This is a genomic window from Companilactobacillus sp. RD055328 (assembly GCF_022835675.1).
GTDB lineage: Bacteria > Bacillota > Bacilli > Lactobacillales > Lactobacillaceae > BQUT01.
This window is the reverse complement of sequence record NZ_BQUT01000005.1, coordinates 583,615-608,777: the sequence shown is the minus strand read 5'-3', so window position 1 is coordinate 608,777 and position 25,163 is coordinate 583,615. Positions and strand designations below refer to the sequence as shown.

The following is a 25,163-nucleotide window of genomic DNA, read 5'->3' as shown; positions in this document are numbered from 1 at the left end:
TAATAATAATGAGGTGATATTTTGAAATTAACTGTTTTAGGTTATTACGGTGGGTATCCGTTTAAAGGTCATGGGACAACAAGTTTTTTATTACAAGAAGCGGGATTTAATCTGCTAATTGATTGTGGAAGTAATGCGGTTAATGAATTATCCCAAATTATCAATCCACTTGAACTTGATGCTGTGATTATTTCTCACTATCATCATGACCATATAGCAGATTTGGGTGTATTGCAATACTATTGGCAGTTAAATAGTGGAAAAAAGAAAACTCCAATATTGCCAATTTACGGTAATACTCAAGACCCATTAAATTATGCAAGATTAACTATGCAAGGAGTAACTGAAGGTAAGTCTTTTGTTGATTATCAACCGCTTAAAGTTGGACTATTTGAAATAGAATTTTTACGTACAATCCATCCAGTGCCAACTTATGCAATGAGAATTACTGCTGATGATAAAGTTTTGACATTTACTGCGGATACCGATTACTTTAATGAACTTACTAAATTCGCTCAGGATTCAGATTTATTAATTACTGATACTAATTTTGATTCCATGAAATCAGGACGTAAATGGCACATGACAGCACAAGAGTCAGGTGAATTAGCAAAAATTTCTAATGCAAATCAGTTATTGCTGAGTCATTTGCCACAAGAAATTGATCATCAAATACTAATGAATGAAGCCAAAACTGCGAAAGGTGATGGTAATATTCAATTAGCTAGTGATGGTTTAATAATCAATATATAATTATTTTTTAGTTATATTAAATATAATTAAAAATAAAATTTATTTTGTGAAAAAGTCAAACAATGCTTGAAATTATAGTGTGATTTTATTCACAATAGAGATAATAAGAACAAATATTCGCACTTTGTTCTTGAAAACTATTGCAAATCAAGGTTAGGAATTTTATAATATTTATATGGAATAGTTTCCAACTCTAACAATAAAGGAGAGATGGTTATGGTAACATTATATGTATCGCCAAGCTGCACTTCATGTCGTAAAGCTAAGGCATGGTTGCAAGAACATGAAATTGAGTTCAAAGAAAGAAATATTTTTACTGAACCTTTAAACAAAGATGAACTTAAAGCCATCCTTCAAATGACTGAAGATGGTACAGAAGAAATCATCTCAACTCGTTCAAAGGTATTCCAAAAATTACATGTTAAAGTCGATGATTTGACAATTGATCAATTACTAAACTTAATAGAAAAAAATCCAGGACTATTAAGACGTCCTATTATGATGGACGACAAACGTCTACAAGTTGGGTTCAATGAAGATGAAATTAGACGTTTCTTACCAAGAAGTGTAAGAACTATGGAATTACATCAAGCTCAACTTATGGCTGGTCTATAAAAAAAGTGTGACGGTGGTCACACTTTTTTAGTACCAAAAACTTTACAAGTTAATATAGATTGTTAAAATAGACGGATAAGAACCAGTTGTGAGGTGAGTATATTGGAAACACATAGATTAAATGAAGATACGATTAAGGTTATTCTAGGTCCTGAAGACCTAGAAAATCGTGGTGTTACTATGCTTGACTTACTAGGTAATCGTAAGCAAATTGAGACATTCTTTTATAGTATTTTGGACGAAGTTGATATTGACCGTTCATTTGCAGAAGATGAAGCCGTTACGTTTCAGGTAATGCCTCAAACTAAAGCTAATGGCTTGATTTTATTAATCAGTAAAGGAAATAAAGCGGTAAACCAAATGAAACCAGAATCATCAGAACCAGGAGATGAAAATAACTATCAATCAAAAAACTGGGAAGACTTCTTCAAGAGTAATCTAGGAATTGATGCTTTAGAAGTTCAATCTGGTAAAACGGATACTAACAGCATAAATGACGACTTCGATGATAAGACTTTTGAAAAAGTAGTTAAATTCGATAATTTTGAAGATTTTATTGAACTATCAAAAATGTTGAATAATGATAGTATTGTATCTAGTCTTTGGTTATATGATGAAGAATATTACATGGATATTTTAGTTTACGTTAATGAATTGCATGATATTCGTTTAAAAGAAGTAACAGCAATTGTGAATGAATTCTCACAAAAGACGACTGTAACTTCTGCCATGTTATCTGAATATGGTAAAAAAATAATGGATAAAACAGCATTACAATTAGCTAGATATCATTTTAAATAAAAAGAAGCTTACATTAGTAAGCTTCTTTTTATTTTGCGTAATTATGTCTGAGGTGATTGAATGTTTGCTGCTAAAGATATAACAGGTAAGTTAGTTTATGCTGTATTAGAAACGGATTGTAGTCGAACTTATTATTGTACTCAATGTGATGAAGAAGTTAAGTTGATAAAAAATAATAATAGACGGAGTTACTTCTGTCACTATAGTAATCGTGATCGCAGTAGTGGTGAAAGTTCGTTACATAAAAAAGGGAAGTTAACGCTAAAGCAAGATTTCAAAGAAATCGGATACAATACCGAACTAGAAGTTTACACATCAACTGAACAAAGAATTGATGTATTAGCCACTACAACAAATCGCGAAATTGCGGTTGAATTTCAACAAGCACCAATTAAAGAAAGAGAACTTATTAGTAGAGTAACTGGTTATGAAAAATGTGGATATCAAAATCTGTGGATTCTTAATACTAACTATTTTTGCAAGAGAATGTCATCACGTCAATTGAAATTTTTGAATTACAATGACCAATGGAAATGGCATTTAATCTTTTTGAATACTAAATGTCATCTATATACTTTAGTATATAACTTAGAATTTTTCGGTGTGATGAATAATCGTCGCTATGAAGTACATAAGTTTACTAGTTTGAATAGTTTACGTAACTTCAAACCTGAAAGAACGGAAACAATAAATATTATTAATAAATCATATACTGAGAAATTTAAAAAATACTGTTACGCATACAGAATCGACTATTTGCAACTTGAGAACTATGTACCTATTTTTCCGCCGATTCTTCGATATGATATTGCCAAAACCCTAAAGTTATATCAAAAATCAATTGAACTAGATAAGCTATTAATAATACCAGCCAATATACAAATAAAACCCCAGCTGACAGAAATTGTCGTCGCTGAGGTTAGTGAAAAATTAGAAAACTTATTAGTTCTGATAGAATGACAAGTCAATAATATTTTGTTCGAGTAAATTACTATTATTTTGTTGATATAAATCTAATAAGATAGCAATTAACTCGTCACTTGACTGACAATTGTCTATTAAAAGACCGTTGGAGTCGTTGGCATCATAGTTAAAAATAACAGTTGATGGTGTATGCGTGACGTTCATTTCACGAGCTAGTAATTGATCAGCTTGGAAACTACTATTAACTAAGTCACATTCTTTATCGGCTATTAATTCTTTGAAGTCGATATTTAATTTAGTAGTAATTTCCTTAACTAAATCATTATTGTATTCGCGATTCAATTCGTTAAATGCATATTGAATTGACATTAACAATTCACGAGCTTTTTTCTTACCCTGACAGGCAGCAGCTTTATAGGTAAGTGCAGCATCGTAAGCCGCAATAGTAATTTCGTTTCTTAATTCTAAGTCAGTAGTATTGTCGAAAACATTCTCAAGAATATCGTTAACGTTTTCCATATTAGTAATAGCGATAAAATTAAAGTGTGCTTGGATATTATGTTTCTTGACGAATTCCAGAATAGTACGTTCTGTTTTTAGACAATAAGACCCCAATGGATTAACAAATAAAAAAACTTCCCACACAATTAGTTCTCCCTCAGATATATAAATATCAATCTCTAAGAGCTACTTTATCTAAAAAAACGCGATAGTTCAACAATTTTGCACTTTTTCATGGCTGATGGGAGCCTAAGTTGGTAATATAAATATGAATTAATAAGTTATGGTACAATTTTAGTTGATATTATAGAAAGAAGGTGAGTGCTATGACTGATAATTGGGAAGCGTTTTTAACACCTTATAAACAGGCAGTTGATGAGCTTAAAATCAAGTTAAGAAGTGCGCGAAAAGAATTCTTAGATCGTGGCGAACACTCACCAATTGAGTATGTAACTGGACGAGTCAAAAATGTTGATAGTATCAAAGAAAAAATGCAGCGTCGTTATATAGCTCAAGATGTATTAGAAAAAGACATGCAAGATATTGCAGGATTGCGAATACAAACGCAGTTTGTTGAAGATATATACGAAGTTGCTGACTTATTACATCAAAGAGAAGACCTGCGAGTTATTGAAGAACGTGATTATGTTACGAATAGTAAGTCGAGTGGTTATCGCTCGTATCATATGGTAATCGAATATCCGATTCAATTAACTACAGGGCAAAAAAACATTTTAGCTGAAATTCAAATCAGAACTTTAGCGATGAATTTCTGGTCGACTATTGAACATTCACTTAATTATAAATACCAAGGCGACTTTCCAGAAGAAATTAATGATCGATTAAAACGTGCGGCAGAAGCTTCATTCATGTTAGATGAAGAAATGTCGACAATTCGTGGTGAAATACAAGAAGCTCAACAATACTTCACTGTACGAAAGAAACAACAAACAAAAAAAGCGGATGTAGATAATGACAATGAAAGTATGGATAAATCATAATACAAAAGAAATATCAGTAAAAACAGCCAAAAACATACGTCAAAAGCTTGAAGCTGCTGGGTTTGAATTTGATAAAAAGAATCCTGATTTAGCCATTAGTGTTGGCGGGGATGGTACTTTTTTGAGTACATTTCATGAATATACTAATCGATTATCACAAATGAAATTCATCGGAATACATACCGGACATTTAGGTTTTTACGCTGATTGGCGTGATAATGAAGTGGATGAATTGATTGAAGCTTTGAAGAACTATGATGGACAAACTTTTGAATATCCGGTCTTAGAAGCAGACATTACTTATACAGACAATACTACAAAAAGCTTTTATGCTTTAAATGAAGCAATTATTAAACGTCCATCAAAAACGATGCGAGCAGATGTATATTTAGATGGTGAATTTTTTGAGCGTTTCAGAGGCGATGGGCTGAGTTTTTCAACTCCAAGTGGATCTACCGCATATGCCAAATCTATTGGTGGAGCTGTAATTCATCCGAAATCAAGGGTTATGCAAGTGAATGAAATAGCGCCTATTAATAATCGAATCTATCGATCGATTTCTGCGCCAATTATTGTTCCGAGTTCTCAAGAAGTGAAAATAATACCAGCAGAAGGCAGCGACTATATAGTTAATTATGATACTAATTCACGCACTAACTGTTCGGTTAAATTAATAAAATATCGAATTTCTAAGGAAGTAATCCAGTTTGCTAAATTACGTGATCGCCATTTCTGGGGACGTGTAGAACATGCTTTCTTGGGTACTAATGATTATAAATAATTATGATTTTTAAATGGATAGTTCAAGCAAACGATAAGAAGATTGTACGTGGTTTTTTGAACAGCAAGAGTTTCTCAACTAGTCAACTATCAAAGATAAAAAATCATGATGGACATATTTATGTGAATAAAAAAGAACGATATTTAAATTATCAAATGACTGTTGGCGATGTAATCATTGTTCAACTGCCTAAAGAATCAGGGAATGATATTTTAGAAGCAGTTGATGGTCACTTAGATATTAAATACGAAGATAAACATTATCTAATTGTGGATAAACCAGCAGGTGTTGCCAGTCTGCCAGCTCGTTCAAAAAGTACTCCAACAATGGCTAACTTTGTTAAAGCTTATCTACAGAAAAATGGTGAATCCGATGCGATTCATGTGGTGACACGATTAGATCGAGATACTTCAGGATTAATGATTTTTGCTAAGAAGTCATTGTCCCATTCACGCTTGGGAGAAAATATTCATTCAAATAGTTTTAAGAAACAATATATTGCCATTGTACAAAATCCGATAAACACTACAGGATTACAAGAAATCAATCTGCCAATTGGCGTATCTGATGATTTCTATATGAGACGAGAAGTTAGAGATGACGGCAAAGATTCATTAACTAGATATGAAGTAGTTGAGAACTATCCGACAGGCTCTCAAGTGAAAGTAGATCTTATTACTGGTCGTACACATCAAATTCGAGTACATTTTTCTGCAATCGGACATCCGTTGTTTGGTGATAGTCTGTATGCTAAAGAACCAACAACATTAATTAATCGACAAGCTTTACATTGTTTTAAATTATCTTTTATCCACCCATTCACACAAGAAATTGTAGAAGTTGAATCGCAAGTCCCTATTGACATAAGGGAGTTAATTCATGAATTGAAGGAATAACGCTTATGGGAAATAATATTGAAAATGAATACGAAGTACTAGCTGAATTACTAAGAGGAAATGATAATAAGAAGTTTCGCAAACGATTCTTAGATATGCATTTCTATGAACAATCAGAGTTTTATCTAACGCTTAAACAAGATGATAGATTGAAGTTATACACTATCTTACAACCTGACGAAACAGCTGATATGTTCGATACAATCGAAGAAGATCTCCCAGAGTTGCCAGAGTTCTTAGAAGAAATGGATGTTGAATATGCTGCTGACATGTTGAATAACATGTACGATGATAATGCAGCCGATATCCTGGAACACTTAGAAACTCCTGAGATTGACCGTTACTTGTCACGAATGCCGAGAGCAGACGCTAACAATCTTCGTGGTTTGTTACATTATGATACGCAAACAGCCGGTGGATTAATGACTACCGACTATGTTAGTTTCACAGCTGATCAAACAGTTAAGGCAGCTACTGCGGAATTGAAAGAAGAAGCAAAAGACGCCGAAACAATTAATGCCTTATTTGTAGTTGATGAGAATGGTGATTTAACAGGTGTCTTGTCACTTCGTGAATTGGTTTTGAATTCAGATAATAAGAAACTTGGCAACATCATGAATCAACATGTTATTTCAATTAATGTTGATGCTGATCAAGCTGAGGTTGCGCAAGTCTTTCGTGACTACGAATTCTTAGTAATGCCAGTTGTCGATCACGCTAATCGTATGGTCGGAATTATTACCGTTGATGACGTTATTGAGATTATTGATGACGAAGCTCAATCAGATTACTCTGGTTTGGCCGGTGTTGACGTTGACGAAGCCATTACTGAGAGCCCTGTACGAGCAGCAACTAAGCGATTACCTTGGTTGATTACATTGTTATTCTTAGGAATGATTACGGCAACATTAATTAGTCATTTTGAGATACTACTCAGTCAAGCAAGTATCTTAGCGGTATTTATTACCTTGATAACAGGTACCGCTGGTAATGCCGGAACTCAAAGTTTGGCCGTGGCAGTTAGAAGATTAGCTATAGTTAAAGAAGATGAAGAATTCCGAGTAGGAAAACTGATTCTACGTGAAATTTTTACCGGAGTCTTAACTGGAGTTATTACTGGAGCAGTTATCTGGTTAGTAGTTGGATTATGGCAAAATAACTTTATTTTGGGATTTGTCATAGGATTAGCGATGATGGTGGCAATAACTGTTGCTAATTTAGCCGGAAGTTTAATTCCTATTATTATGGAAAAACTAGGGTTTGATCCAGCAGTTGCTAGTGGGCCATTTATTTCAACACTTAGTGATTTAACCTCAGTATTAATTTATTTTAATATCGCAAGTCTATTTATGAAATTTTTCATGTAAAAAGCCACCTCAATTGAGGTGGCTTTTTTTATTTTTTGTTTCATCTATTTTTGCATAGACTTCAATAGCTTCTATTGTGCCAAGGTTATAAGACAATCTAATCTTTTTGATTGATGTTAACTTGGAATCGGAATTTGCAATAATTTCCTCCAAATTACTCTTTTCGTTTTTTATTATAAGGTTAATTTTTTTCTTGCTTTTGTTATTAGAAACAAAGTAAGAAACAGCAGAAATTATGGCGGCTATAAAGAATAGTATTACCAACCAACTAATTGAAATATCCATAGGCACCTTTCTTCTTCAAAATTTTAATATCTCTTATATCTAATCAAGAATCATTCTAAAAGTAAAGTGGTTAAATATACTGAAACAAAAAGCCACCTCAATTGAGGTGGCTTTTTTGTTTACATTTTTACGATTTTTGTTCCGTGCATGAATGGGACGTTTAGTTCTTTTGTTAGACCTTCGATATTTTCAAAAGTAATACCACCACCGGGTAGAATATCGATATTCTTACCTTCTGTGAGCTTAATTAACTCTTGTAGGTGTTTGACGTTAAGTGGTTTTGTTAAGTCGCCACCATGGGTCAAAATACGTTTAACGTCATGTTCTTCTAGCCAGTCAATTACATCTGTTTGGTTAGCTTCATCAATATCATCAAATGCCATATGCATGACGATATCCATACCTGAGCTTGCTCCAATTAGCATTTCCATAGCTTCTTCATCAAGGTTGCCATCAGTAGTTAAACAGCCAAATGTTACTGCATCAACTCCCAACTCTTGCGCCTTGAAAATATCAGCTTCCATGATTTTTAATTCAATATCGTTATAGACGAAATTACCGCCACGAGGTCGAATCATTACTGTTAAGGGAACTTGTTTTTCTTGTAAATATTTAGCAGCTTCTGCCATAACTCCGTAGCTAACGGTAGTTCCGCCGACAGCTAAGTTATCATTTAGCTCAATGCGGTTGGCACCAGCCATAACAGCAGCAGGGATGTTGGAATAATTTTCAACGGCTACTTCTTTTAAAATCATAATGATTCTCCTTATTAGAATCCAAAGGCAGCTTTACCACCGAAGTAGGCGATAACAATGATGGCAAGAATGATTCTGTACCAACCAAAAGCTTTGAAGTCGTTTTTCTTAATATAGTTAAGTAAGAACTTAATTGAGATGTAAGCAACAATAAATGACACTACTGTACCTAAGATTAAGATGAAAGTTTCTTCACCGGTAAAGGTGTTACCTTTACTTATGAATTTGACAATCTTCAACAAACTAGCACCAAACATGGTTGGAATAGATAGGAAGAATGAGAATTCTGTCGCTACGAATCTTGATGTACCAATTAAAATTGCACCTAAGATTGTTGCTCCTGAACGTGAAGTTCCGGGAACCAAAGCAAGAACTTGAAAGAGTCCAATAATAAAAGCAGTCTTATAAGTTAAAGATGTTAGATCAGTTAACTTAGGAGTTTTGTTCTTATTGTAGTTTTCAATGATGATGAATAATACACCGTAAATCAATAATGTAGCTGAAATAACTTGCCATGTATTGAGATGTGCGTCCATCCAGTCATTAAGTGGAAGCCCGATAATGATAGATGGGATACAAGCAACGACAACTTTGAACCAAAGTGTCCAAGTTTGTGATTTTTCAGTTGAAGATTTCTTTGGTGAGAATGGGTTTAATTTGTTGAAGTATAACAAGATAACCGCAAGTATTGCCCCAAATTGAATTACAACCATGAACATATTAATGAATGATTGTGATTGGTGAAGTTTGACGAACTCATTAGCTAAGTACAAATGTCCAGTGGAACTAATAGGAAGGAATTCAGTAACTCCTTCGATGATTCCCAAAATAATGGTTTTAAAAATTTCGATTAACAAGATGCTATACCTCTTCTTTTAATAAAATAATTAGACAAATTTTACACAAACACATTCAGGTATTGCAACTTGGTCTTTAACTATTGTTAATAAACCAGTATTAACATCACGTGAGAATAGTGTTAGATCATTACTATCTTGATTAGCTGATAGTAAGAAATTATTGGTAGGGTCAAGATCGAAATCGCGAGGGCCTTGTCCATTAATATCTTGGTCAGCAATATTTGATAAATGTTTTCCATCTTCTGATATTTCAAAGATAGCAATTGTGTTATGGCCTCGGTTAGAAGCATACAAGAATTTCCCATCATTACTAATACGGATTGCGGCCGCAGTATTTTTGCCGTCAAAATTATCTGGTAATGTAGAAATTTTTTCGATAAATTCTAATTCATGTGTAGTTGTTGAATAATCCATTACTAGAATTTCGCTTTCTAGTTCGCAGATGATATAAGCAATGTTTTTTGTTGGGTGGAATACAAGATGTCTTGGAGCTGATCCTGCTGGTGCATGATATTCAGATAGTAGAGTCGGTACTTTAGTATCTGATAAATCAAAAATTGAAACTTTGTCACTACCATAATCACAGACAATAATTTTATTATCAGGAGTAAGTCCACTGAAGTGGGGCTTTGAAGAATCTTGTTCTGGTTTAGGGCCACTACCTTCTAAAAGAATAGTGTATTTACTCTTAAGTTTCCCATCAGCTAGAACTTCATCAACGTAAACTTTTCCACCGTGGAATTGGCATGAATAAATCATATTTCGACTTGCATCATATTTAACATATGAAGGAGCCGAACCTTTTTTGAGAGCAGAGTTAATGTGTTGAGGTTTGTCGCCTGAAATATCGTAGGCAGCAATTCCTCCCCATTCACCTTTTTCTTGAATAGCGTATAGATGATTGTCTACAACATCAATGTAAGTAGGTCGGTCAATTTCAATATAAGGAGTTGGCGTACTGATTGTTTGAGCTTGCGTATCAAGTTCGGCAATGTATACTCCTTTTCCTTTGTTTGTATAGCCACTTAAATATACTTTTTCTTTCATTAGTTGCACCTCGTTATCAATATTATAAACTAGCATTAATTATAAAATATGGTATTTTGTTATATAGAATACTATTCTTAAGGAAATTATTATGGAAAAAGAAAAAAACCAAAAAAATTCATTCAAACAATCATGGTTCTATCGTTGGTTTGTTAATAATAAATTAACTGTGGGATTGTTAAATATCTTCTTAGTTCTACTAATTATATTCATTTTTAGTAAAGTTAGCTATGTATTTTCACCAATTGGTCAAGTTTTGGGGATTATTATGCCTACTTTACTTGTATCGGTGGTTCTTTATTATTTAATCGATCCGCTCGTTAATTACTGTGATGATAAATTTCATATTAATCGTGTTGTTACAATCTCAGTTGTTTTTGTAATTATTTTTGCGTTGCTAATTTGGGGGATATTATCATTTATTCCTGTCTTACAATCACAAATTGAATCAATGATTAATCACTGGCCTAGTTATTGGGATTCATTCCAAAACTTCTTAGGAAAATTCCTGGGTGATAAGAATTTCTCTGGCTCACAATTACAAGAACAACTTCAAGATGCTGGACAATATTGGGGAAAGAAATTCACTAAACAAGCGGGAAATATTATTCCAACAACATTTAACAATTTAGGTTCAGCTGTAGGAATTATTACTAATATCGGAATGGTATTACTAACAGCACCATTTATTTTGTTTTTCATGTTAAAAGATAAAGATAAGTTTTTTAATAATTTCTTTGAATATGTGCCTAATAAATTCAGAAAATCTAGTAAAGAAGTAGTTACTGAAATTTCTAATTCTCTAAGTGCTTACATCCGTGGCCAAATCACTGTCGCCTTCTGGGTTGGAGTAATGTACTTTATTGGTTATTTAATCATTGGACAACGTTATGGTTTGCCATTGGCAATTATTGCGACGGTTCTAAATTTAATTCCTTATGTTGGTACACCATTAGCGTTATTACCTTCATTAGTGATTGCATTATTTACACCAGGGATGTTACTAAAAGTAATTATTGTCTTCATTATTGAGCAAACTATTGAAACGCGTGTAGTGTCACCACTTGTATTAGGAAACAAAATGCAAATGCATCCAGTTACTACAATTCTTGTCTTATTAGCTGCAGGTAGTTTATTCGGAGTTTTAGGTGTCCTACTAGGAATTCCTGCGTATGCAATTTTGAAGATTATCTTTTCAAAAGCATTTGACTGGTTCAAAAAGAGATCAAATTTATATGAAGAAAGTCCTGAAATAATTGATGAAAAAGAAGATTGATTTAGCATTAGAGTTTCTTCAAAAAAATATTGAACAATTTCAATGTCCGATTTGTGAAGCTGATTTAAAGGTGTTTGCAAATGAGAAATCTTTGAAGTGCTCAGCTGGACATACTTTTGATATTTCAAAAAAAGGTACAGTTCAACTTGTGAATAAGTTTGTGCAGAGTGATTACGATGAGAAACTTTTTTCGAGTCGTTCTTATATGATGAATGCGGGATTATTTGATCCAGTATTTGAAGCACTAACGAGAAACATCGCTGAAAATGATTTAGTTATCGATGCTGGAAGCGGTGAAGGCTCAGCGATGATCTATTTACGGGAACAAAAACCACTGACTGCTATTGGATTTGATTTAGCAAGTGAAGGAATTCAATCTTCAAGCCGGGGATTAATGCTACAAGATATATTCTTCTCAGTTGCTAACTTAGCTAATATTCCACTTAAAGATAATTCTGTTGATACTATTGTTAACTTATTGTCTCCGGCTAGCTACGATGAATTCAAAAGAATTCTGAAGCCAGGGAAAAATATTTTAAAAGTAGTTCCTAATACTAACTATTTAACAGAAATCAGACAGTTTGTTGCTCAAAGACAGGAACATATTAATTCAACGTATGATAATAGTGAAGTAATTGAGAACTTGATGAAGAATAATAAAACTGTTGAAGTGGAAGATATTAATTATCAATTCAAATTAGATACTCCAGAACTAAAAGAGAATATGTATCAAATGACACCATTAACGTGGAGTTTAGATGATGAAGTTAAACAAGAGTTCATCGAATCAAATATTGATAATATTACAGTTAATTTACAACTGCTCAAAATAAGCGAATAAGTGTTGTATTATTACCAGTTTATGACTATTATTATATTAAACTTTAATCATGATTTTTTATCAGATTCATTTTGATAAAAGCTGATGATTAAGATTTATTAACGTATATTCTTGCCGTGGGGAACACCGAGGATGTGCGTTTTTTTATTTACAGAACAATAAACATTAAATAATTTAGGAGCTAATATGACTAATCATATTGTACTTTTTGAACCATTAATGCCTGCTAATACCGGAAATATTGCCCGTACTTGTGCCGCTACAGATACAAAACTTCATTTAATTAGACCGTTAGGTTTCTCATTAGATGATAAACATATGAAACGCGCGGGGCTTGATTATTGGGAGAATGTTGATTTAACTATCCATGACGATATGGATGCTTTTATGAAAACCGTAGAAGATCAAAAATATCTATATCTAGTTTCGAAATTCTCTGACACTGTTTATACGGATGCTGATTATACCGATACAGATGTGAATCATTATTTCTTGTTAGGTAAAGAAACAACAGGACTGCCTGAAAAATTCATGCGTGATCATGCTGATAAATGTATTAGAATGCCTATGACAGACAAAGTAAGAGCGTTGAATCTTTCCAATTCAGCGGCAATTGTAATTTATGAAGCATTACGTCAACAGGCATTTCAAGGACTTGAATTAACACATATTTACGATACAGACAAACTTCACTAAGCTGGAGTTGTCTGTTTTTTTTGTTTTTCTTAAGAATTATAACTAAATAATTGTTTTCCTATTAAAAAAGCTATAATTTATTTTGACAGAGTTTGTATAGAGGAAGTATTAATGGTTAAAAAACGTACTACAAAAAAGAGAAAAACAACAAAAAAAGCTAATTTATCAATCAATATTGCAGGGGCAGTATTGGTATTAGTTTCAATTCTTGCACTATTTAAATTTGGGGTAGTTGGAAAATTCCTTACTAATATCTATCGAATTATGGTGGGTGATAGTTACTATGTTTTAGCAATCCTATTAATAATTTTGGGATCGCTATTATTTGCGTTTGGAAAATTTCCAAAAATAGCTTGGAAAAAACTTACAGGGATTATTCTATTGTATATTTCATTACTAATTATTTTGCACGCTGTATGGTTTGGTAAAATGAATATACATAATGATATTGTTAAGATTACTTGGAATGCTGCCATGGAAGATATGCGCCATGGAATAACTGATAATCCATTGGGTGGTGGAATGATTGGTGCAGCATTTTATAACGTTAACCATATGTTATTTGCACAAGTAGGAACTTATTTTGTTGCTAGTTTAATAGCAATTGTTGGTATATTAATGACATTTGATATTAAAATGCAACAAGTAATTAATGCAGCTAAGCGTGCAATGCTAGCTATGCGTAACAGCTTTGGTGCAGCTAAGAAAAAAACAAAGGCTGTTAATGAACGATTCGTAAGTGATGAAGAAACTAAAGTTGTACAAGAACCAGAAGTGAAACCAGAACCACAAATAGAAGATGTGAATATTTTTGCACAAGAAGAAACGCCAACGCCATCTTCTGAATTTAAAATTGATTCTTATCAGCCAACGACTACTCCTGAACCAGAGGAAAAAGAAGTTGATGATATTCCTGATTTTGAAACAGCAGCTCATACCAATGTAGATAACTCAGATTATCAATTGCCATCAATGACACTACTTTCTGATGTTAAAAAAGTAGATCAAAGTAGTGAATTTCAAAAAATTGAAGATAACAAAAACAAACTTCAAGCGACTTTCAAGAGTTTTGGAGTAAATGTTGAAGTTAAAAAAGCTACCTTAGGACCAACAGTTACTAAATATGAGATACAACCAGCCGTTGGTGTAAAGGTTTCAAAAATTGTTAATTTAGCGGATGACCTAGCATTGGCATTAGCAGCTAAGGATATTCGAATTGAAGCTCCAATTCCTGGTAAACCTTTTGTTGGAATTGAAGTACCAAATCAAAAGAGCGCTGCAGTAGGATTCAAAGACGTTACAGAAAATCAAAATGACAAGAATAATCCCATGGAAGTTCCACTAGGTAAAGATGTTACTGGTAATATTATTAGTAGTGATATTTCTAAGATGCCGCATTTACTAATTGCTGGATCAACTGGATCAGGTAAGTCTGTTGCAATCAATACCATCATTACTGGTATTTTGATGAAGGCCAAACCTAATGAAGTTAAGTTCATATTGATTGATCCTAAAATGGTCGAATTAAATGTATATAACGGAATTCCACACTTACTAATTCCAGTTGTAACTGATGCAAGACGCGCTACTGGTGCCTTACAAAAGGCAGTAAGTGAGATGGAACGTCGATATAAATTGTTTGCAGAAACTAATAATCGTAACATTACTGAATATAATCAAGAAGTAGAAACGTACAATGCAACTAATCCTGAACAACCAATGGAAAAATTGCCATACGTTATATTAATAGTTGATGAATTATCTGACTTGATGATGACGGCAGGACGTGAAGTAGAAGCAGCTATCGTACGTTTAGCACAAATGGCTCGTGCTGCAGGTATGCATATTATTATTGCTACTCAACGTCCATCGGTTGACGTTATTACAGGATTGATCAAAGCTAACGTTCCGTCACGTATCGCTTTTGCGGTATCTAGTGGAATTGATTCTCGTACAATTTTGGATGCTAATGGAGCTGAGAAATTACTTGGACGTGGAGATATGCTTTATCGCCCTATCGGTAAGAACAAACCTGTACGTATTCAAGGGTCATATATTACTGAAGAAGACGTTGAAAAAGTTGTTAATTTTGTTAAAGAACAGCAACAGGCTCAATATGATGAAACAATGATTCCTAGCGATGAACCTGAAATACAAGATTCAAATGGTTCAGATGCTAATGGTAAAGATAACGTTGATGAGTATTGGTATGAAGCACTTGACTTAATTATTAATCAACAATCAGCCAGTGTATCTATGTTACAACGTCGATTCCAAATTGGTTACAATCGTGCCGCACGTATGGTTGATACCATGGAAGATAAAGGATTAGTAGGTCCGTCAGAAGGAAGTAAAGGACGTAAAGTTTTAATTACCCAAGAAGAATTAGAAGCAATGCAAGCTCAAGAAAACTCTGGAGAATAATTTATTAATGATTAAAGAATTGGCTAATGGTATTCAAGTAGAAATAATCGAAGATGATAAGTTCAACACTACTCGTTTTGAGATAGATTTTTTTAGACCGGTAGCAGTTAAAGAAACAACAACTCGTAAGTTGTTATCGAATATCTTGTCACATTCTTGCGTTGACTATCCGCGCATGATTGATATTTCAAGAAGAACTATGGATCTATATGGAGCTGATTTGAATTGTATTAATCGTCAATGGAGTAATCTTAATAACATGAATTTTTCAATGGAAATTATTAATGATGAAACTCAAGTGATTGACGGTGTTAAATTATTCTCTGAATCTTATGATCTACTTGAAAAGTTGATTTTCACACCAATTCTAAACGATACAAAAGATGGTTTTTCTGAAGCAATCTATTCAATGGAAAAAGATAATCTAAGTTCTAATTTGATTTCGATGAAAGACAATAAAGAATTGAGCAGTTACCTTAAATTATGGAAGTTATTATTCAAAGATAAACCAGAATATTTGGTTCCAGTAATTGGAGATTTTGATGAGTTAATTGCTACTACTAATACAGAAGCATTCCAACATTATCAAGAAATGCTGAAACAAGATACTATTAAAATTACTGTAGTAACGAATTTAAATAGTGAAGATGTCTGGCAAGTTATTAGTCATAGTAGAATCGCTGAGTTAGATACGAAAGAAAGAAAAGATATTGCTTGGAAAAGACAATTAACTGACCTTAATGATGTGGCTGAACAAGTAGAACATGAACAAATCAATCAAAGCCGCTTGGCACTTGGCTACGAGTTAGGTAATACAAAATTTGATAATAATATCCCATATCAATTATTTAATCTCATTCTTGGTGGGGATGATCAGTCTTTACTTTTCCAAAATGTGCGTGAGAAGAACAGTCTGGCATATTCAGTTAATAGTCAGTATCATTCTTTTTCTAATATATTAACTATTCATGCTGGTATTGATGGGAAACAAGTAAGACGAGCAATAGATCTAATTAATCAACAAATAATTACTTTAAAAAATGAATCAGTAAGTGATGATACTTTAGCTCACGTTAAAAAAGTTCTAGTTCAAAAACGAAAATTATCTAATGACCGTATTTCATCAAAAATTAATCGAGCTATTTGGACATTTTTACGACCTAAGAAAACTATAAATGATGAGCAATATTTCGATATGGTAGAAAAAATTACCAAAGAAGATATACAAGGCGTAGCTAAAGAATTGAAGTTAGTGGCAACATATCAGTTAATTGGAGAAAATAGTTAATGAGTAATAAATTACAAGTTTATTCAAAAAAGACTAGTAGTGGGTTAAATGTGCAAGTAATTCCGATGCCTAAATACAATCAAGTATATGGAATTGCTATGACTGAATTTGGATCAATTGATTTGTATAATCCTGTAACCAAGCAACAATTGCCAGCTGGGATTGCTCATTTTATAGAGCATAAATTATTTGCTAAAGAAGGATATGATATTTCAGACAAGTTTGCTTTGTCAGGAGCTAACGCTAATGCTTACACTAGCTATACTAAAACAGCATATCTGTTCCAGACTCTAACTAATACAATGGAGAATTTGGAGATTTTGTTAGATTTAATTCAGAATCCTTATTTCACAACGGATAATGTTGATAAAGAACGTGGGATTATTAATCAAGAAGTTCAGATGTATGCCGATATGCCCGAATGGAAAATCGAGCAAAAATTATTAGGTAAACTATATCCTAATGATTCAATTAGCTATGATATTGCGGGCACAATAGAATCTTTAGCTCAGATAAACAAAGATAATTTGTTAGAAACATATAAAACTTTTTATAATCAAAAAAACATGAACCTTGTTTTGGTAGGAAATCTAGACCCAGAAAAAATTTTTGAGCTCGTTGAAGATGCGGATGTAAAAATTACAGATCAGCCAGTTACTAAAATTGAGCCAACAATAAAAGCTAAAGTTCTTCCTGGATCAAGTGAAGTTGACAATATTAATCAAACTAAGACTTCAATGGGAGTGCGAGTTGATGACGAGTTCTTTAGCGAACAGCCAATCAAAACACAATATATGCTGAATATGATGTTTGAAATCTTGATTGGTGAAAGTTCTAAACTCTACGAAGAGTTACTTAATGACAGATTAGCTAATGATAATTTTGGCTATAGTGTTGTAGTTGAACGTGGATATTGTTTCGTTACTATCGGCGGAGACAGTAATAATCCAGAAGAATTACGAGCCAAATTAAGTAAGCAATTTACTTTTGAACAATTTGAGAGTATGGCAATAGACAAAGTCATTGAACGTTTCAAACGTGATATTATAGGGAGCTTAATTTTTTCTCAAAATTCTCCTGAATCTATTGCCAATCAACAAGCAGAATTATATTTTTATGATATAGATATCAACGACTTGATAACTATTATTCGTGATATAACTAAAGAAGATTTGTTAACATTAGCAAAGCATGTATTAAGTAATCAAAACATGTCGTATTTTGATTTAATAGGAAAGAATAATGAATAAGAAATATGCATTAATCTTAGGATCATCAGGAGATATTGGAACTGATATAGCGATGAAATTGGCTGATTCTGGTTGGTCTTTATATTTACACTTCCATACTGGAAATACTAAAATAACAAAATTGAGTCAACAATTAGCTGATAAGTATCCGAGCCAAGATTTTTTTATGATTCAAGGAGATCTTATTAACGATGATATTTCAGTAATAACTGACAAAATTTTTGCTTTAAATGCGATAATTTTTGCTCAAGGAATTACTGAATACGGCTTATTTAATCAATTATCGCATGAACGTATGTCCGAACTAATGAAAGTTAATTATGAGAAGCCATTATTATTAGTGCAAGCTTTACAAGACAAATTGGCAAGTGCTGACTTTGGTAGAATTGTCTTCGTTGGTTCAATATATGGCAAAGTCGGATCGGCAATGGAAGTAATGTATAGCTCATTAAAAGCGGCACTTAATGGATTCACTAATGCCTACGCTAAAGAAGTCGGCGGATTAGGAATAACTGTTAATACCGTTGCCCCAGGAGCGGTTAGAACCAATATGACTGCAGATTTTACAAAAGAAGAATTACAAAATATAGTTGAAGAAATTCCTGCAAGAAGAATGGCAGAACCTAAAGATATAAGTTTTTGGGTAGATAATTTATTAAAAGAAGAAGCGGAATACATGACTGGCGAGACTATTTACGTTGACGGTGGATGGTTGTTGTAGTATTGGTCAGTAATTCTTAATATGATATACTTATTTCAAATTAATCAGGAGTATTACTAATGGACGAAGTTGGCCAAAGATTAAGAGCGGCCCGAATAGAAAAAGGGCTAACAATAGATGATTTACAACAAAGCACAAAAATTCAAAAGCGTTATCTAATTGCGATAGAAGAAGGGCAATTAGATCTTTTGCCTGGCGAATTTTATGAACGTGCATTTATGAAACAATATGCTCAAGCAGTTGGACTTGATAGTAAGGAATTATTAGGGGATACAATAGCAGAAGTTCCCGAAGATTCTGAGAAGAATACTGTTAAAGCAAACAATCCAGTAAAAGAAAGCATAGTTAAAGAAGAGAACCAATCTGGCCAAGGAAAAGAATTGGTCAAGAGATACTTACCACAAGCTATTGTAATTATCTTGGTAGTGATTATTTTGGGTGTTATTTTTGGAATTGCTACTAATAACAAGGCTAAAAATCAAACGGTTATTCCTGATAAGAGTGAAACTGTGAAACAAGAGGCAGCTAAGAAAAAAGCGGCTAAAAAGAAGGCCGAAGAAGAAAAACAAGCCGAAGCTAAAAAAGCTGCCGAAGCTGAAGCTAACAAATTTAAAGTTACAGAAGATCCTAATAATCCTAACAATATAACTGTTGAAAACTTACCAGAATCTAACAATAAACTTATCTTAAAAGGTGGTAGTTCTGCTGCATGGACTTCAGTAAAAACTGATGGGACAACTGCTTGGATGGGGTCATTAGAAGCAGGTGCAACACAAGAAATAGCACTTCCTGATGATGTGAAGACATTTATTGTACATTCTGGTAACACACCAGCTATTAGTATGAAGATTAATGATACTGATGTAACTATCAGTAATTTAACAACTGGTGGATCAGTTAGAACCTTTACATTTACAATCAAGAAATAGACACTATTTGGTGTTTTTTTCATATAAGGAGATACACTATGGAAATGAATTTACCAAATAAGCTAACAATATTTAGAATTATTTTAATTCCTGTATTTATTTTTTTACTTGCTGTTAATGTTAACTTAGGTGATGTCGTTGTTTTTAATCAAATAATTAGTATGAATCAAATATGGGCTACAATAATTTTTATTGTCGCATCATTAACTGATTTTTTAGATGGTCAAATTGCTCGACGTGATCATTTAGTAACTAATTTTGGAAAATTCGCGGATCCATTAGCTGATAAAATGCTTGTTATGACAGCATTTGTTTTCTTAGCAGCTATGGGGAAAGCTCCCGCTTGGATTGTAGCGATTATCCTTTGCCGTGAATTAGCAATCACAGGACTTAGAACATTACTTGTAGAAAATGGCCAAAAAGTATTAGCTGCACAAATGCCGGGTAAAATTAAGACTACTACGCAAATGTTAGCTATAATATTGTTGCTTTTGAACAACATATTATTTGAATCAATCGGAATTCCGATGGCAACAATTATGTTATATATTGCATTAATTTTTACAATATATTCTGGTGTTGATTACTTTGTACAGAATAAATCAGTTTTTAATGATACGAATAAAAAATAAGACTTCAGTGGAAGTCTTTTTTTATTTGAAAAAAATACGTTAAAATAAGTGTTAGTGCGTAATTTAAGAGGTGAAGAAAATGGAAGCTATTACTTTGTCAAATATTGAAGAAATAACCGAATTAAATCTGACAATTTATGAAGAAATCATTTCTTCCACAGTGAAAAAATTAATCGACAACAAACAGACAATTACGGCAGCTGAAAGTCTAACGGCAGGGATGTTTCTTTCCACAATTGCTTCAGTTTCAGGAGCATCAGCTATACTTGAAGGTGGATTTATTACTTATGCTAACTCGGCAAAAATTAACTTGTTAAATATTGATGAGAACATAATTAATGACTATGGGGTAGTTAGCGAACAAGTGGCGATTGCCATGGCAACACATAGTAAAAAGATGATGAATAGCGATATTGGAGTTGGTTTAACAGGAGTTGCAGGACCTGATTCGTTAGAGAATCGACCAGTCGGAACTGTTTATATTGGATTATCAATTAATGAGCAAAATAAAGCGTACAAATTTATTTTTTTTGGCGATCGACAATTGATTAGAAGAAAAGCCGTTATAGCGGCAATGATGTTAATTCAAGAAAAAATATAGAACATTTGTTCGTGTTAACTCTTGCATATTTGTTAATTCAAATATAAAATACTATTTGTTGAGAGATTTTAAAGGAGGACCACATTTTGGTTCAAGACGAAAGAAAAGCAGCTTTAGATGCAGCACTTAAAAGAATAGAGAAAAATTTTGGAAAAGGTGCCATTATGAGAATGGGTGACAATGTTAGTACACAAGTACAAACAGTCTCATCAGGTTCTCTTGCTCTTGATAATGCACTTGGTGTAGGTGGATTTCCACGCGGTAGAATTGTAGAAATATATGGACCAGAAAGTTCTGGTAAAACTACAGTTGCACTTCACGCCGTAGCACAAGTACAAAAAGATGGTGGAACTGCAGCCTATATTGATGCGGAAAATGCCATGGATCCAGCCTATGCAACAGCTTTAGGGGTCAATATTGACGATTTGTTATTATCGCAACCTGATACTGGTGAACAAGGATTAGAAATCGCTGATGCCCTAGTTTCTAGTGGGGCAGTTGATATTGTTGTTGTTGATTCAGTTGCAGCACTTGTACCGCGTGCTGAAATTGAAGGTGAAATGGGTGATGCTCATGTTGGGCTTCAAGCACGTTTGATGTCTCAAGCCTTACGTAAATTATCAGGTTCTATTAATAAAACAAAAACAATTGCTTTATTTATTAATCAAATCCGTGAAAAAGTAGGGGTTATGTTTGGTAATCCTGAAACAACACCTGGTGGACGAGCATTGAAGTTTTATTCAACTGTTCGTCTAGAAGTTAGAAGATCAGAACAAATAAAAGATGGAACTGATGTTATTGGTAATAAAGTAAAAATTAAAGTGGTAAAAAACAAAGTTGCACCACCATTTAAAGTTGCTATGGTGGATATTATGTATGGTCAAGGTATTTCACAAAGTGGAGAACTTGTGGATATGGCTGTAGAAAAAGATATCATTAATAAAGCGGGTGCTTGGTATTCCTATAATGACGAACGAATTGGTCAAGGTCGAGAGAATGCCAAGACTTACTTAATGGAACATCCAGATATGCATAAAGATGTTTATGAGAGAGTGCGTGAAGCATATCAAATGGATGGAATTAGTGAAGCTGAAAATATCGACGAAGAAGTAAGCGAAGACTCAGAAACTAAATAATTAAAAAGAAGAGCTTTGCTCTTCTTTTTTTGTGGTTAATCTAGTTGACTAATGTTTTTTTTAATAATACTATTATGAAGTACGTATTATCTTTGAAATTAAAAATTTTACTACAAAAATTAAATAACGATACGGAGGAAAAGGATATGCTAACAAATCCTGGAACCCTTGCTATCGTGCTAATATTTTTGATAATTGGTTGTTTGATTGGATATTTTGTCTGCAAACGTAATTATGACAAAAAATTATCGGATGCTCATACTTCGGCAGAACAAATCATCAGTAATGCTGAAAAAGAAGCAATTACCTCTAAAAAAGAGGCCTTGTTGGAAGCTAAAGACGAAGCTCATCGCTATCGTGAGCAACAAGAGGCTGATTTAAAAGAGCGTAGAAAAGATGTTCAAAAGCAAGAAGAACGTCTTTTGCAAAGAGAAGATGTTCTAGACCGTAAGGACAACACCTTAGACAAACGCGAAAGCAGTCTAGAACAACGTGAAGATAATGTTTCTATTCAACAAAAAGCAATTGAAAAGCAAAAAGAAGATTTATCCTCAATTATAACTGAACAACAAGCAGAACTTCATCGAATTGGTCAATTAACACAAGAAGAGGCAAAAGACCAAATTCTAGATGAACTTAATGAACAACTAACTCATGAAAAGTCAGAATTTATTAAAGAAAGCCAAGAAGAAGCACAACAAGATGCTAACAAGCTTGCTAAAAACTTAATCGTTGAAGCAATTCAACGTAGTGCTGCTGATTCTGTGGCCGAAACAACTGTTACAACAGTGACACTTCCTAATGATGACATGAAGGGAAGGATAATTGGTAAGGAAGGTCGAAATATTAGATCTTTCGAAAGTTTAACAGGAATTGATCTCGTTATTGATGATACTCCAGAAGTCGTAGTGCTTAGTGGATATGATCCAATAAGACGTGAAATTGCTCGTATTGCCTTAGACCGTTTGATTCAAGATGGACGAATTCATCCAACAAGAATCGAAGAAATGGTTGATAAAGCTCGTCAAGAAATGGATGAACGCATTCGTGAACTTGGTGAACAAGCAATTTATAGCTTGGGAATTCATAATATGCATCCAGATTTAATTAAGATTATTGGTCGCATGAATTTCAGAACAAGCTATGGTCAAAATGTATTAAACCATTCAATTGAAGTTGCAAGACTTTCTGGATTGATGGCTGCTGAGTTAAATGAGGATGAAATGTTAGCTAAGAGAGCAGGGTTACTACACGATATTGGTAAGGCCATTGACCGTGAGGTTGAAGGTTCTCATGTCGAAATCGGTGTAGAATTAACTACTAAATATAAAGAACCAGAAGTTGTAATTAATACTATTGCTTCTCATCACGGAGATAATGAACCAACTTCTCTAATTGCTTCATTGGTAGCGGCCGCAGATGCTATTTCTGCTGCAAGACCTGGAGCAAGATCAGAATCAATGGAAAATTACATTCAAAGGCTCAAACGACTTGAACAAATTGCCACTGACTATGACGGTGTTGACCATAGTTATGCAATACAAGCTGGACGTGAAATTAGAGTTATGGTCAAACCAGAAGATATTTCTGATGATGATGCTACAATTCTATCGCGTGATATTAAGAACCAAATTGAAAATGAGCTTGAATATCCGGGGCATATTAAAGTCACAGTTATTCGTGAAACTCGTAAAATTGAATATGCTAAATAAAAAAAGATTTGAAATTGGATTACAATTTCAAATCTTTTTTTATTTAGTGTAGTTTTCAATGAGTTTGATTTTTTGTACGACGCGTCTATATTCGGCTATATCTCCTTTTTCTAAGAGAGTTTTTTTATGAACGCCTAGGCGCCACTTATATGCGCTGATTTCGTTGGTTACATCATAGCCTAAGATTGTTAATAATGTTAATCTCTCTTCAATACTTTGAATTGGAAAGACAGAAGTTAGATCACTATTAGCAGTAATACTCCGATTAGAGGAACGATGAACATATGTTTCAAGATGAGCATAAGAAAGTTTTTTAGTCTTTAAATAGATCATATATGTTGTATAGTCATCTTCTACAACTTTGCTTTCCGGAAATGAGATGTCGTTAAGTAGTTCGCGTTTAAATAGTTTTCCCCAAGGGACAGTAAAACACATACTAAAGGAATTAAAGGTATTATATTCATTGGCAAACCATTCTTCAGGAGTAAAGTCTCTTTCGAAATAATTAGAAAAGTCTCCATGTGAAGAGAATGTTTCTTCATCTTCTATAAATGTATGAAAATTATTTATAGAAATGTCTGAGTTGTGTTTTTGGATTTGTTCATAAAGACTTTGTACATGATTTTTTTCAAGCCAGTCGTCATTATCAAGAAAGGTTACGTAGTCACCTTCAAGTAAAGACAAAATAGTATTTCTACTAGCACCAACACCGCCGTTTTTTTTATGAAATAAGCGAATGCGATCATCGCTAGCTTTGAATCGTTCGCAAATTTCTGAGGAGCGGTCTGTTGATCCGTCATTTATTAATAAAATATCAAGATTTGAGTAAGTTTGCGTAATAACGCTATTAAGACATTGTTCTAAATTTTTTTCACAGTTATATACGGGAATAGCAACTGTAATAAGTGGAAGAGCATTTTTATTGTTTTCCATTGTTATATCCTTTGCATTCTTAGTTATATGTCAAAATCTTAATGTTCCTTTATTATAATGGAAAGTTACAATTAAATGTTATTTTTTATTTTTGTATTAAGTAAATATATGTTTTATTGTTTTCTATGCTAACAATTA

The 25,163-nt window shown here is 33.3% G+C and carries 26 protein-coding genes; 20 read left to right on the top strand and 6 right to left on the bottom strand.

Going from position 1 to position 25,163, the window contains the following annotated elements; translation table 11 throughout:
- Positions 1 to 21 precede the first annotated feature (21 nt).
- The 4 genes from RD055328_RS05270 to RD055328_RS05255 all read left to right on the top strand — a co-directional run bounded on the left by RD055328_RS05270 (position 22) and on the right by RD055328_RS05255 (position 3,129).
- On the top strand, positions 22 to 753 hold the full coding sequence (locus RD055328_RS05270) for an MBL fold metallo-hydrolase (RefSeq protein ID WP_244087753.1): 732 nt from the start codon (positions 22 to 24) through the stop codon (positions 751 to 753).
- Positions 754 to 969: 216 nt separating this feature from the next.
- Complete coding sequence (gene spxA / locus RD055328_RS05265; protein ID WP_244087752.1) at positions 970 to 1,368, top strand: transcriptional regulator SpxA; 399 nt, start codon at positions 970 to 972, stop codon at positions 1,366 to 1,368.
- Between the two features lie 102 nt (positions 1,369 to 1,470).
- The gene (locus RD055328_RS05260) at positions 1,471 to 2,169 is read left to right on the top strand and encodes an adaptor protein MecA (protein ID WP_244087751.1); all 699 of its coding nucleotides are present in this window, start codon (positions 1,471 to 1,473) and stop codon (positions 2,167 to 2,169) included.
- 60 nt (positions 2,170 to 2,229) lie between these two features.
- Positions 2,230 to 3,129, top strand: coding sequence for a competence protein CoiA (locus tag RD055328_RS05255; RefSeq protein ID WP_244087750.1), 900 nt, complete (start codon positions 2,230 to 2,232; stop codon positions 3,127 to 3,129).
- Here RD055328_RS05255 and RD055328_RS05250 read toward each other — a convergent pair.
- Entirely contained in the window at positions 3,112 to 3,738 is a 627-nt protein-coding gene (locus RD055328_RS05250; RefSeq protein WP_244087749.1) for a DsbA family protein, read from the bottom strand. The genes RD055328_RS05255 and RD055328_RS05250 overlap by 18 nt on opposite strands.
- Positions 3,739 to 3,920: 182 nt before the next feature.
- Here RD055328_RS05250 and RD055328_RS05245 point away from each other — a divergent pair, with 182 nt between their 5' ends.
- From RD055328_RS05245 to mgtE, 4 genes are read left to right on the top strand one after another with little or no spacing between them, the layout of a single operon-like run.
- On the top strand, positions 3,921 to 4,595 hold the full coding sequence (locus RD055328_RS05245) for a GTP pyrophosphokinase family protein (RefSeq protein ID WP_244087748.1): 675 nt from the start codon (positions 3,921 to 3,923) through the stop codon (positions 4,593 to 4,595).
- Positions 4,567 to 5,376, top strand: coding sequence for an NAD kinase (locus tag RD055328_RS05240; protein WP_244087747.1), 810 nt, complete (start codon positions 4,567 to 4,569; stop codon positions 5,374 to 5,376). The genes RD055328_RS05245 and RD055328_RS05240 overlap by 29 nt, the downstream gene beginning before the upstream one ends.
- A gap of 2 nt (positions 5,377 to 5,378) precedes the next feature.
- Positions 5,379 to 6,272: an RluA family pseudouridine synthase gene (locus tag RD055328_RS05235; RefSeq protein WP_244087746.1), complete on the top strand. Its 894-nt coding sequence runs from the start codon at positions 5,379 to 5,381 to the stop codon at positions 6,270 to 6,272.
- Positions 6,273 to 6,277: 5 nt separating this feature from the next.
- Positions 6,278 to 7,639 carry a magnesium transporter gene (gene mgtE / locus RD055328_RS05230; RefSeq protein WP_244087745.1) on the top strand — a complete coding sequence of 454 codons (1,362 nt, stop codon included), beginning with the start codon at positions 6,278 to 6,280 and terminating at the stop codon, positions 7,637 to 7,639.
- A 9-nt stretch (positions 7,640 to 7,648) separates the two neighbouring features.
- On the opposite strand, the gene RD055328_RS05225 is transcribed toward mgtE, so the two are convergent.
- From RD055328_RS05225 to RD055328_RS05210, 4 genes are all read right to left on the bottom strand, one after another.
- Positions 7,649 to 7,924, bottom strand: a complete 276-nt coding sequence (locus RD055328_RS05225) for a hypothetical protein (RefSeq protein WP_244087744.1) — start codon at positions 7,922 to 7,924, stop codon at positions 7,649 to 7,651.
- Positions 7,925 to 8,043: 119 nt separating this feature from the next.
- The gene (locus RD055328_RS05220; RefSeq protein ID WP_279593942.1) at positions 8,044 to 8,679 is read right to left on the bottom strand and encodes a copper homeostasis protein CutC; all 636 of its coding nucleotides are present in this window, start codon (positions 8,677 to 8,679) and stop codon (positions 8,044 to 8,046) included.
- A gap of 14 nt (positions 8,680 to 8,693) precedes the next feature.
- Positions 8,694 to 9,536, bottom strand: coding sequence for an undecaprenyl-diphosphate phosphatase (locus RD055328_RS05215; protein WP_244087743.1), 843 nt, complete (start codon positions 9,534 to 9,536; stop codon positions 8,694 to 8,696).
- A gap of 30 nt (positions 9,537 to 9,566) precedes the next feature.
- Positions 9,567 to 10,586 (bottom strand): lactonase family protein, encoded by a 1,020-nt coding sequence (locus RD055328_RS05210; RefSeq protein ID WP_244087742.1) that lies wholly within the window; start codon positions 10,584 to 10,586, stop codon positions 9,567 to 9,569.
- A gap of 91 nt (positions 10,587 to 10,677) precedes the next feature.
- On the opposite strand from RD055328_RS05210, the gene RD055328_RS05205 reads away from it, so the two are divergent.
- From RD055328_RS05205 to rny, 12 genes are all read left to right on the top strand, one after another.
- On the top strand, positions 10,678 to 11,862 hold the full coding sequence (locus RD055328_RS05205; protein ID WP_244087741.1) for an AI-2E family transporter: 1,185 nt from the start codon (positions 10,678 to 10,680) through the stop codon (positions 11,860 to 11,862).
- Positions 11,846 to 12,703, top strand: a complete 858-nt coding sequence (locus RD055328_RS05200) for a putative RNA methyltransferase (protein ID WP_244087740.1) — start codon at positions 11,846 to 11,848, stop codon at positions 12,701 to 12,703. Before RD055328_RS05205 ends, RD055328_RS05200 begins: the two co-directional genes overlap by 17 nt.
- A gap of 186 nt (positions 12,704 to 12,889) precedes the next feature.
- Positions 12,890 to 13,399 carry a tRNA (uridine(34)/cytosine(34)/5-carboxymethylaminomethyluridine(34)-2'-O)-methyltransferase TrmL gene (gene trmL, locus RD055328_RS05195; protein WP_244087739.1) on the top strand — a complete coding sequence of 170 codons (510 nt, stop codon included), beginning with the start codon at positions 12,890 to 12,892 and terminating at the stop codon, positions 13,397 to 13,399.
- A 111-nt stretch (positions 13,400 to 13,510) separates the two neighbouring features.
- Positions 13,511 to 15,823 (top strand): DNA translocase FtsK, encoded by a 2,313-nt coding sequence (locus tag RD055328_RS05190; protein WP_244087738.1) that lies wholly within the window; start codon positions 13,511 to 13,513, stop codon positions 15,821 to 15,823.
- A 7-nt stretch (positions 15,824 to 15,830) separates the two neighbouring features.
- Positions 15,831 to 17,111, top strand: coding sequence for an EF-P 5-aminopentanol modification-associated protein YfmF (gene yfmF, locus RD055328_RS05185; RefSeq protein ID WP_244087737.1), 1,281 nt, complete (start codon positions 15,831 to 15,833; stop codon positions 17,109 to 17,111).
- Positions 17,111 to 18,361: an EF-P 5-aminopentanol modification-associated protein YfmH gene (gene yfmH / locus RD055328_RS05180; RefSeq protein ID WP_244087736.1), complete on the top strand. Its 1,251-nt coding sequence runs from the start codon at positions 17,111 to 17,113 to the stop codon at positions 18,359 to 18,361. The genes yfmF and yfmH overlap by 1 nt, the downstream gene beginning before the upstream one ends.
- Entirely contained in the window at positions 18,354 to 19,082 is a 729-nt protein-coding gene (gene ymfI, locus RD055328_RS05175; protein ID WP_244087735.1) for an elongation factor P 5-aminopentanone reductase, read from the top strand. Before yfmH ends, ymfI begins: the two co-directional genes overlap by 8 nt.
- A 59-nt stretch (positions 19,083 to 19,141) precedes the next feature.
- Complete coding sequence (locus RD055328_RS05170) at positions 19,142 to 20,011, top strand: RodZ family helix-turn-helix domain-containing protein (RefSeq protein ID WP_244087734.1); 870 nt, start codon at positions 19,142 to 19,144, stop codon at positions 20,009 to 20,011.
- 44 nt (positions 20,012 to 20,055) lie between these two features.
- Complete coding sequence (gene pgsA / locus RD055328_RS05165) at positions 20,056 to 20,643, top strand: CDP-diacylglycerol--glycerol-3-phosphate 3-phosphatidyltransferase (RefSeq protein WP_244088147.1); 588 nt, start codon at positions 20,056 to 20,058, stop codon at positions 20,641 to 20,643.
- Positions 20,644 to 20,722: 79 nt separating this feature from the next.
- The gene (locus tag RD055328_RS05160) at positions 20,723 to 21,244 is read left to right on the top strand and encodes a CinA family protein (RefSeq protein WP_244087733.1); all 522 of its coding nucleotides are present in this window, start codon (positions 20,723 to 20,725) and stop codon (positions 21,242 to 21,244) included.
- 86 nt (positions 21,245 to 21,330) lie between these two features.
- Positions 21,331 to 22,380 (top strand): recombinase RecA, encoded by a 1,050-nt coding sequence (gene recA, locus RD055328_RS05155; protein WP_244087732.1) that lies wholly within the window; start codon positions 21,331 to 21,333, stop codon positions 22,378 to 22,380.
- A 146-nt stretch (positions 22,381 to 22,526) separates the two neighbouring features.
- Entirely contained in the window at positions 22,527 to 24,092 is a 1,566-nt protein-coding gene (gene rny, locus RD055328_RS05150) for a ribonuclease Y (RefSeq protein ID WP_244087731.1), read from the top strand.
- A 39-nt stretch (positions 24,093 to 24,131) separates the two neighbouring features.
- Here the strand turns inward: rny and RD055328_RS05145 are convergent, their stop codons facing one another.
- Positions 24,132 to 25,025, bottom strand: coding sequence for a glycosyltransferase family 2 protein (locus RD055328_RS05145; RefSeq protein WP_244087730.1), 894 nt, complete (start codon positions 25,023 to 25,025; stop codon positions 24,132 to 24,134).
- Positions 25,026 to 25,163: the final 138 nt, after the last annotated feature.

Excerpts from the sequence above, each read along its gene's own strand:
- RD055328_RS05190 (WP_244087738.1), top strand. The coding sequence starts at position 13,511 with ATGGTTAAAAAACGTACTACAAAAAAGAGAAAAACAACAAAAAAAGCT.
- RD055328_RS05145 (WP_244087730.1), bottom strand. The coding sequence starts at position 25,025 with ATGGAAAACAATAAAAATGCTCTTCCACTTATTACAGTTGCTATTCCC.
- mgtE (WP_244087745.1), top strand. The coding sequence starts at position 6,278 with ATGGGAAATAATATTGAAAATGAATACGAAGTACTAGCTGAATTACTA.
- trmL (WP_244087739.1), top strand. The coding sequence starts at position 12,890 with ATGACTAATCATATTGTACTTTTTGAACCATTAATGCCTGCTAATACC.
- pgsA (WP_244088147.1), top strand. The coding sequence starts at position 20,056 with ATGAATTTACCAAATAAGCTAACAATATTTAGAATTATTTTAATTCCT.
- RD055328_RS05255 (WP_244087750.1), top strand. The coding sequence starts at position 2,230 with ATGTTTGCTGCTAAAGATATAACAGGTAAGTTAGTTTATGCTGTATTA.
- rny (WP_244087731.1), top strand. The coding sequence starts at position 22,527 with ATGCTAACAAATCCTGGAACCCTTGCTATCGTGCTAATATTTTTGATA.
- RD055328_RS05225 (WP_244087744.1), bottom strand. The coding sequence starts at position 7,924 with ATGGATATTTCAATTAGTTGGTTGGTAATACTATTCTTTATAGCCGCC.
- RD055328_RS05245 (WP_244087748.1), top strand. The coding sequence starts at position 3,921 with ATGACTGATAATTGGGAAGCGTTTTTAACACCTTATAAACAGGCAGTT.
- RD055328_RS05220 (WP_279593942.1), bottom strand. The coding sequence starts at position 8,679 with ATGATTTTAAAAGAAGTAGCCGTTGAAAATTATTCCAACATCCCTGCT.
- RD055328_RS05210 (WP_244087742.1), bottom strand. The coding sequence starts at position 10,586 with ATGAAAGAAAAAGTATATTTAAGTGGCTATACAAACAAAGGAAAAGGA.
- yfmF (WP_244087737.1), top strand. The coding sequence starts at position 15,831 with ATGATTAAAGAATTGGCTAATGGTATTCAAGTAGAAATAATCGAAGAT.
- spxA (WP_244087752.1), top strand. The coding sequence starts at position 970 with ATGGTAACATTATATGTATCGCCAAGCTGCACTTCATGTCGTAAAGCT.
- RD055328_RS05240 (WP_244087747.1), top strand. The coding sequence starts at position 4,567 with ATGACAATGAAAGTATGGATAAATCATAATACAAAAGAAATATCAGTA.
- RD055328_RS05160 (WP_244087733.1), top strand. The coding sequence starts at position 20,723 with ATGGAAGCTATTACTTTGTCAAATATTGAAGAAATAACCGAATTAAAT.
- yfmH (WP_244087736.1), top strand. The coding sequence starts at position 17,111 with ATGAGTAATAAATTACAAGTTTATTCAAAAAAGACTAGTAGTGGGTTA.
- RD055328_RS05200 (WP_244087740.1), top strand. The coding sequence starts at position 11,846 with ATGAAAAAGAAGATTGATTTAGCATTAGAGTTTCTTCAAAAAAATATT.
- RD055328_RS05205 (WP_244087741.1), top strand. The coding sequence starts at position 10,678 with ATGGAAAAAGAAAAAAACCAAAAAAATTCATTCAAACAATCATGGTTC.
- RD055328_RS05235 (WP_244087746.1), top strand. The coding sequence starts at position 5,379 with ATGATTTTTAAATGGATAGTTCAAGCAAACGATAAGAAGATTGTACGT.
- RD055328_RS05170 (WP_244087734.1), top strand. The coding sequence starts at position 19,142 with ATGGACGAAGTTGGCCAAAGATTAAGAGCGGCCCGAATAGAAAAAGGG.
- ymfI (WP_244087735.1), top strand. The coding sequence starts at position 18,354 with ATGAATAAGAAATATGCATTAATCTTAGGATCATCAGGAGATATTGGA.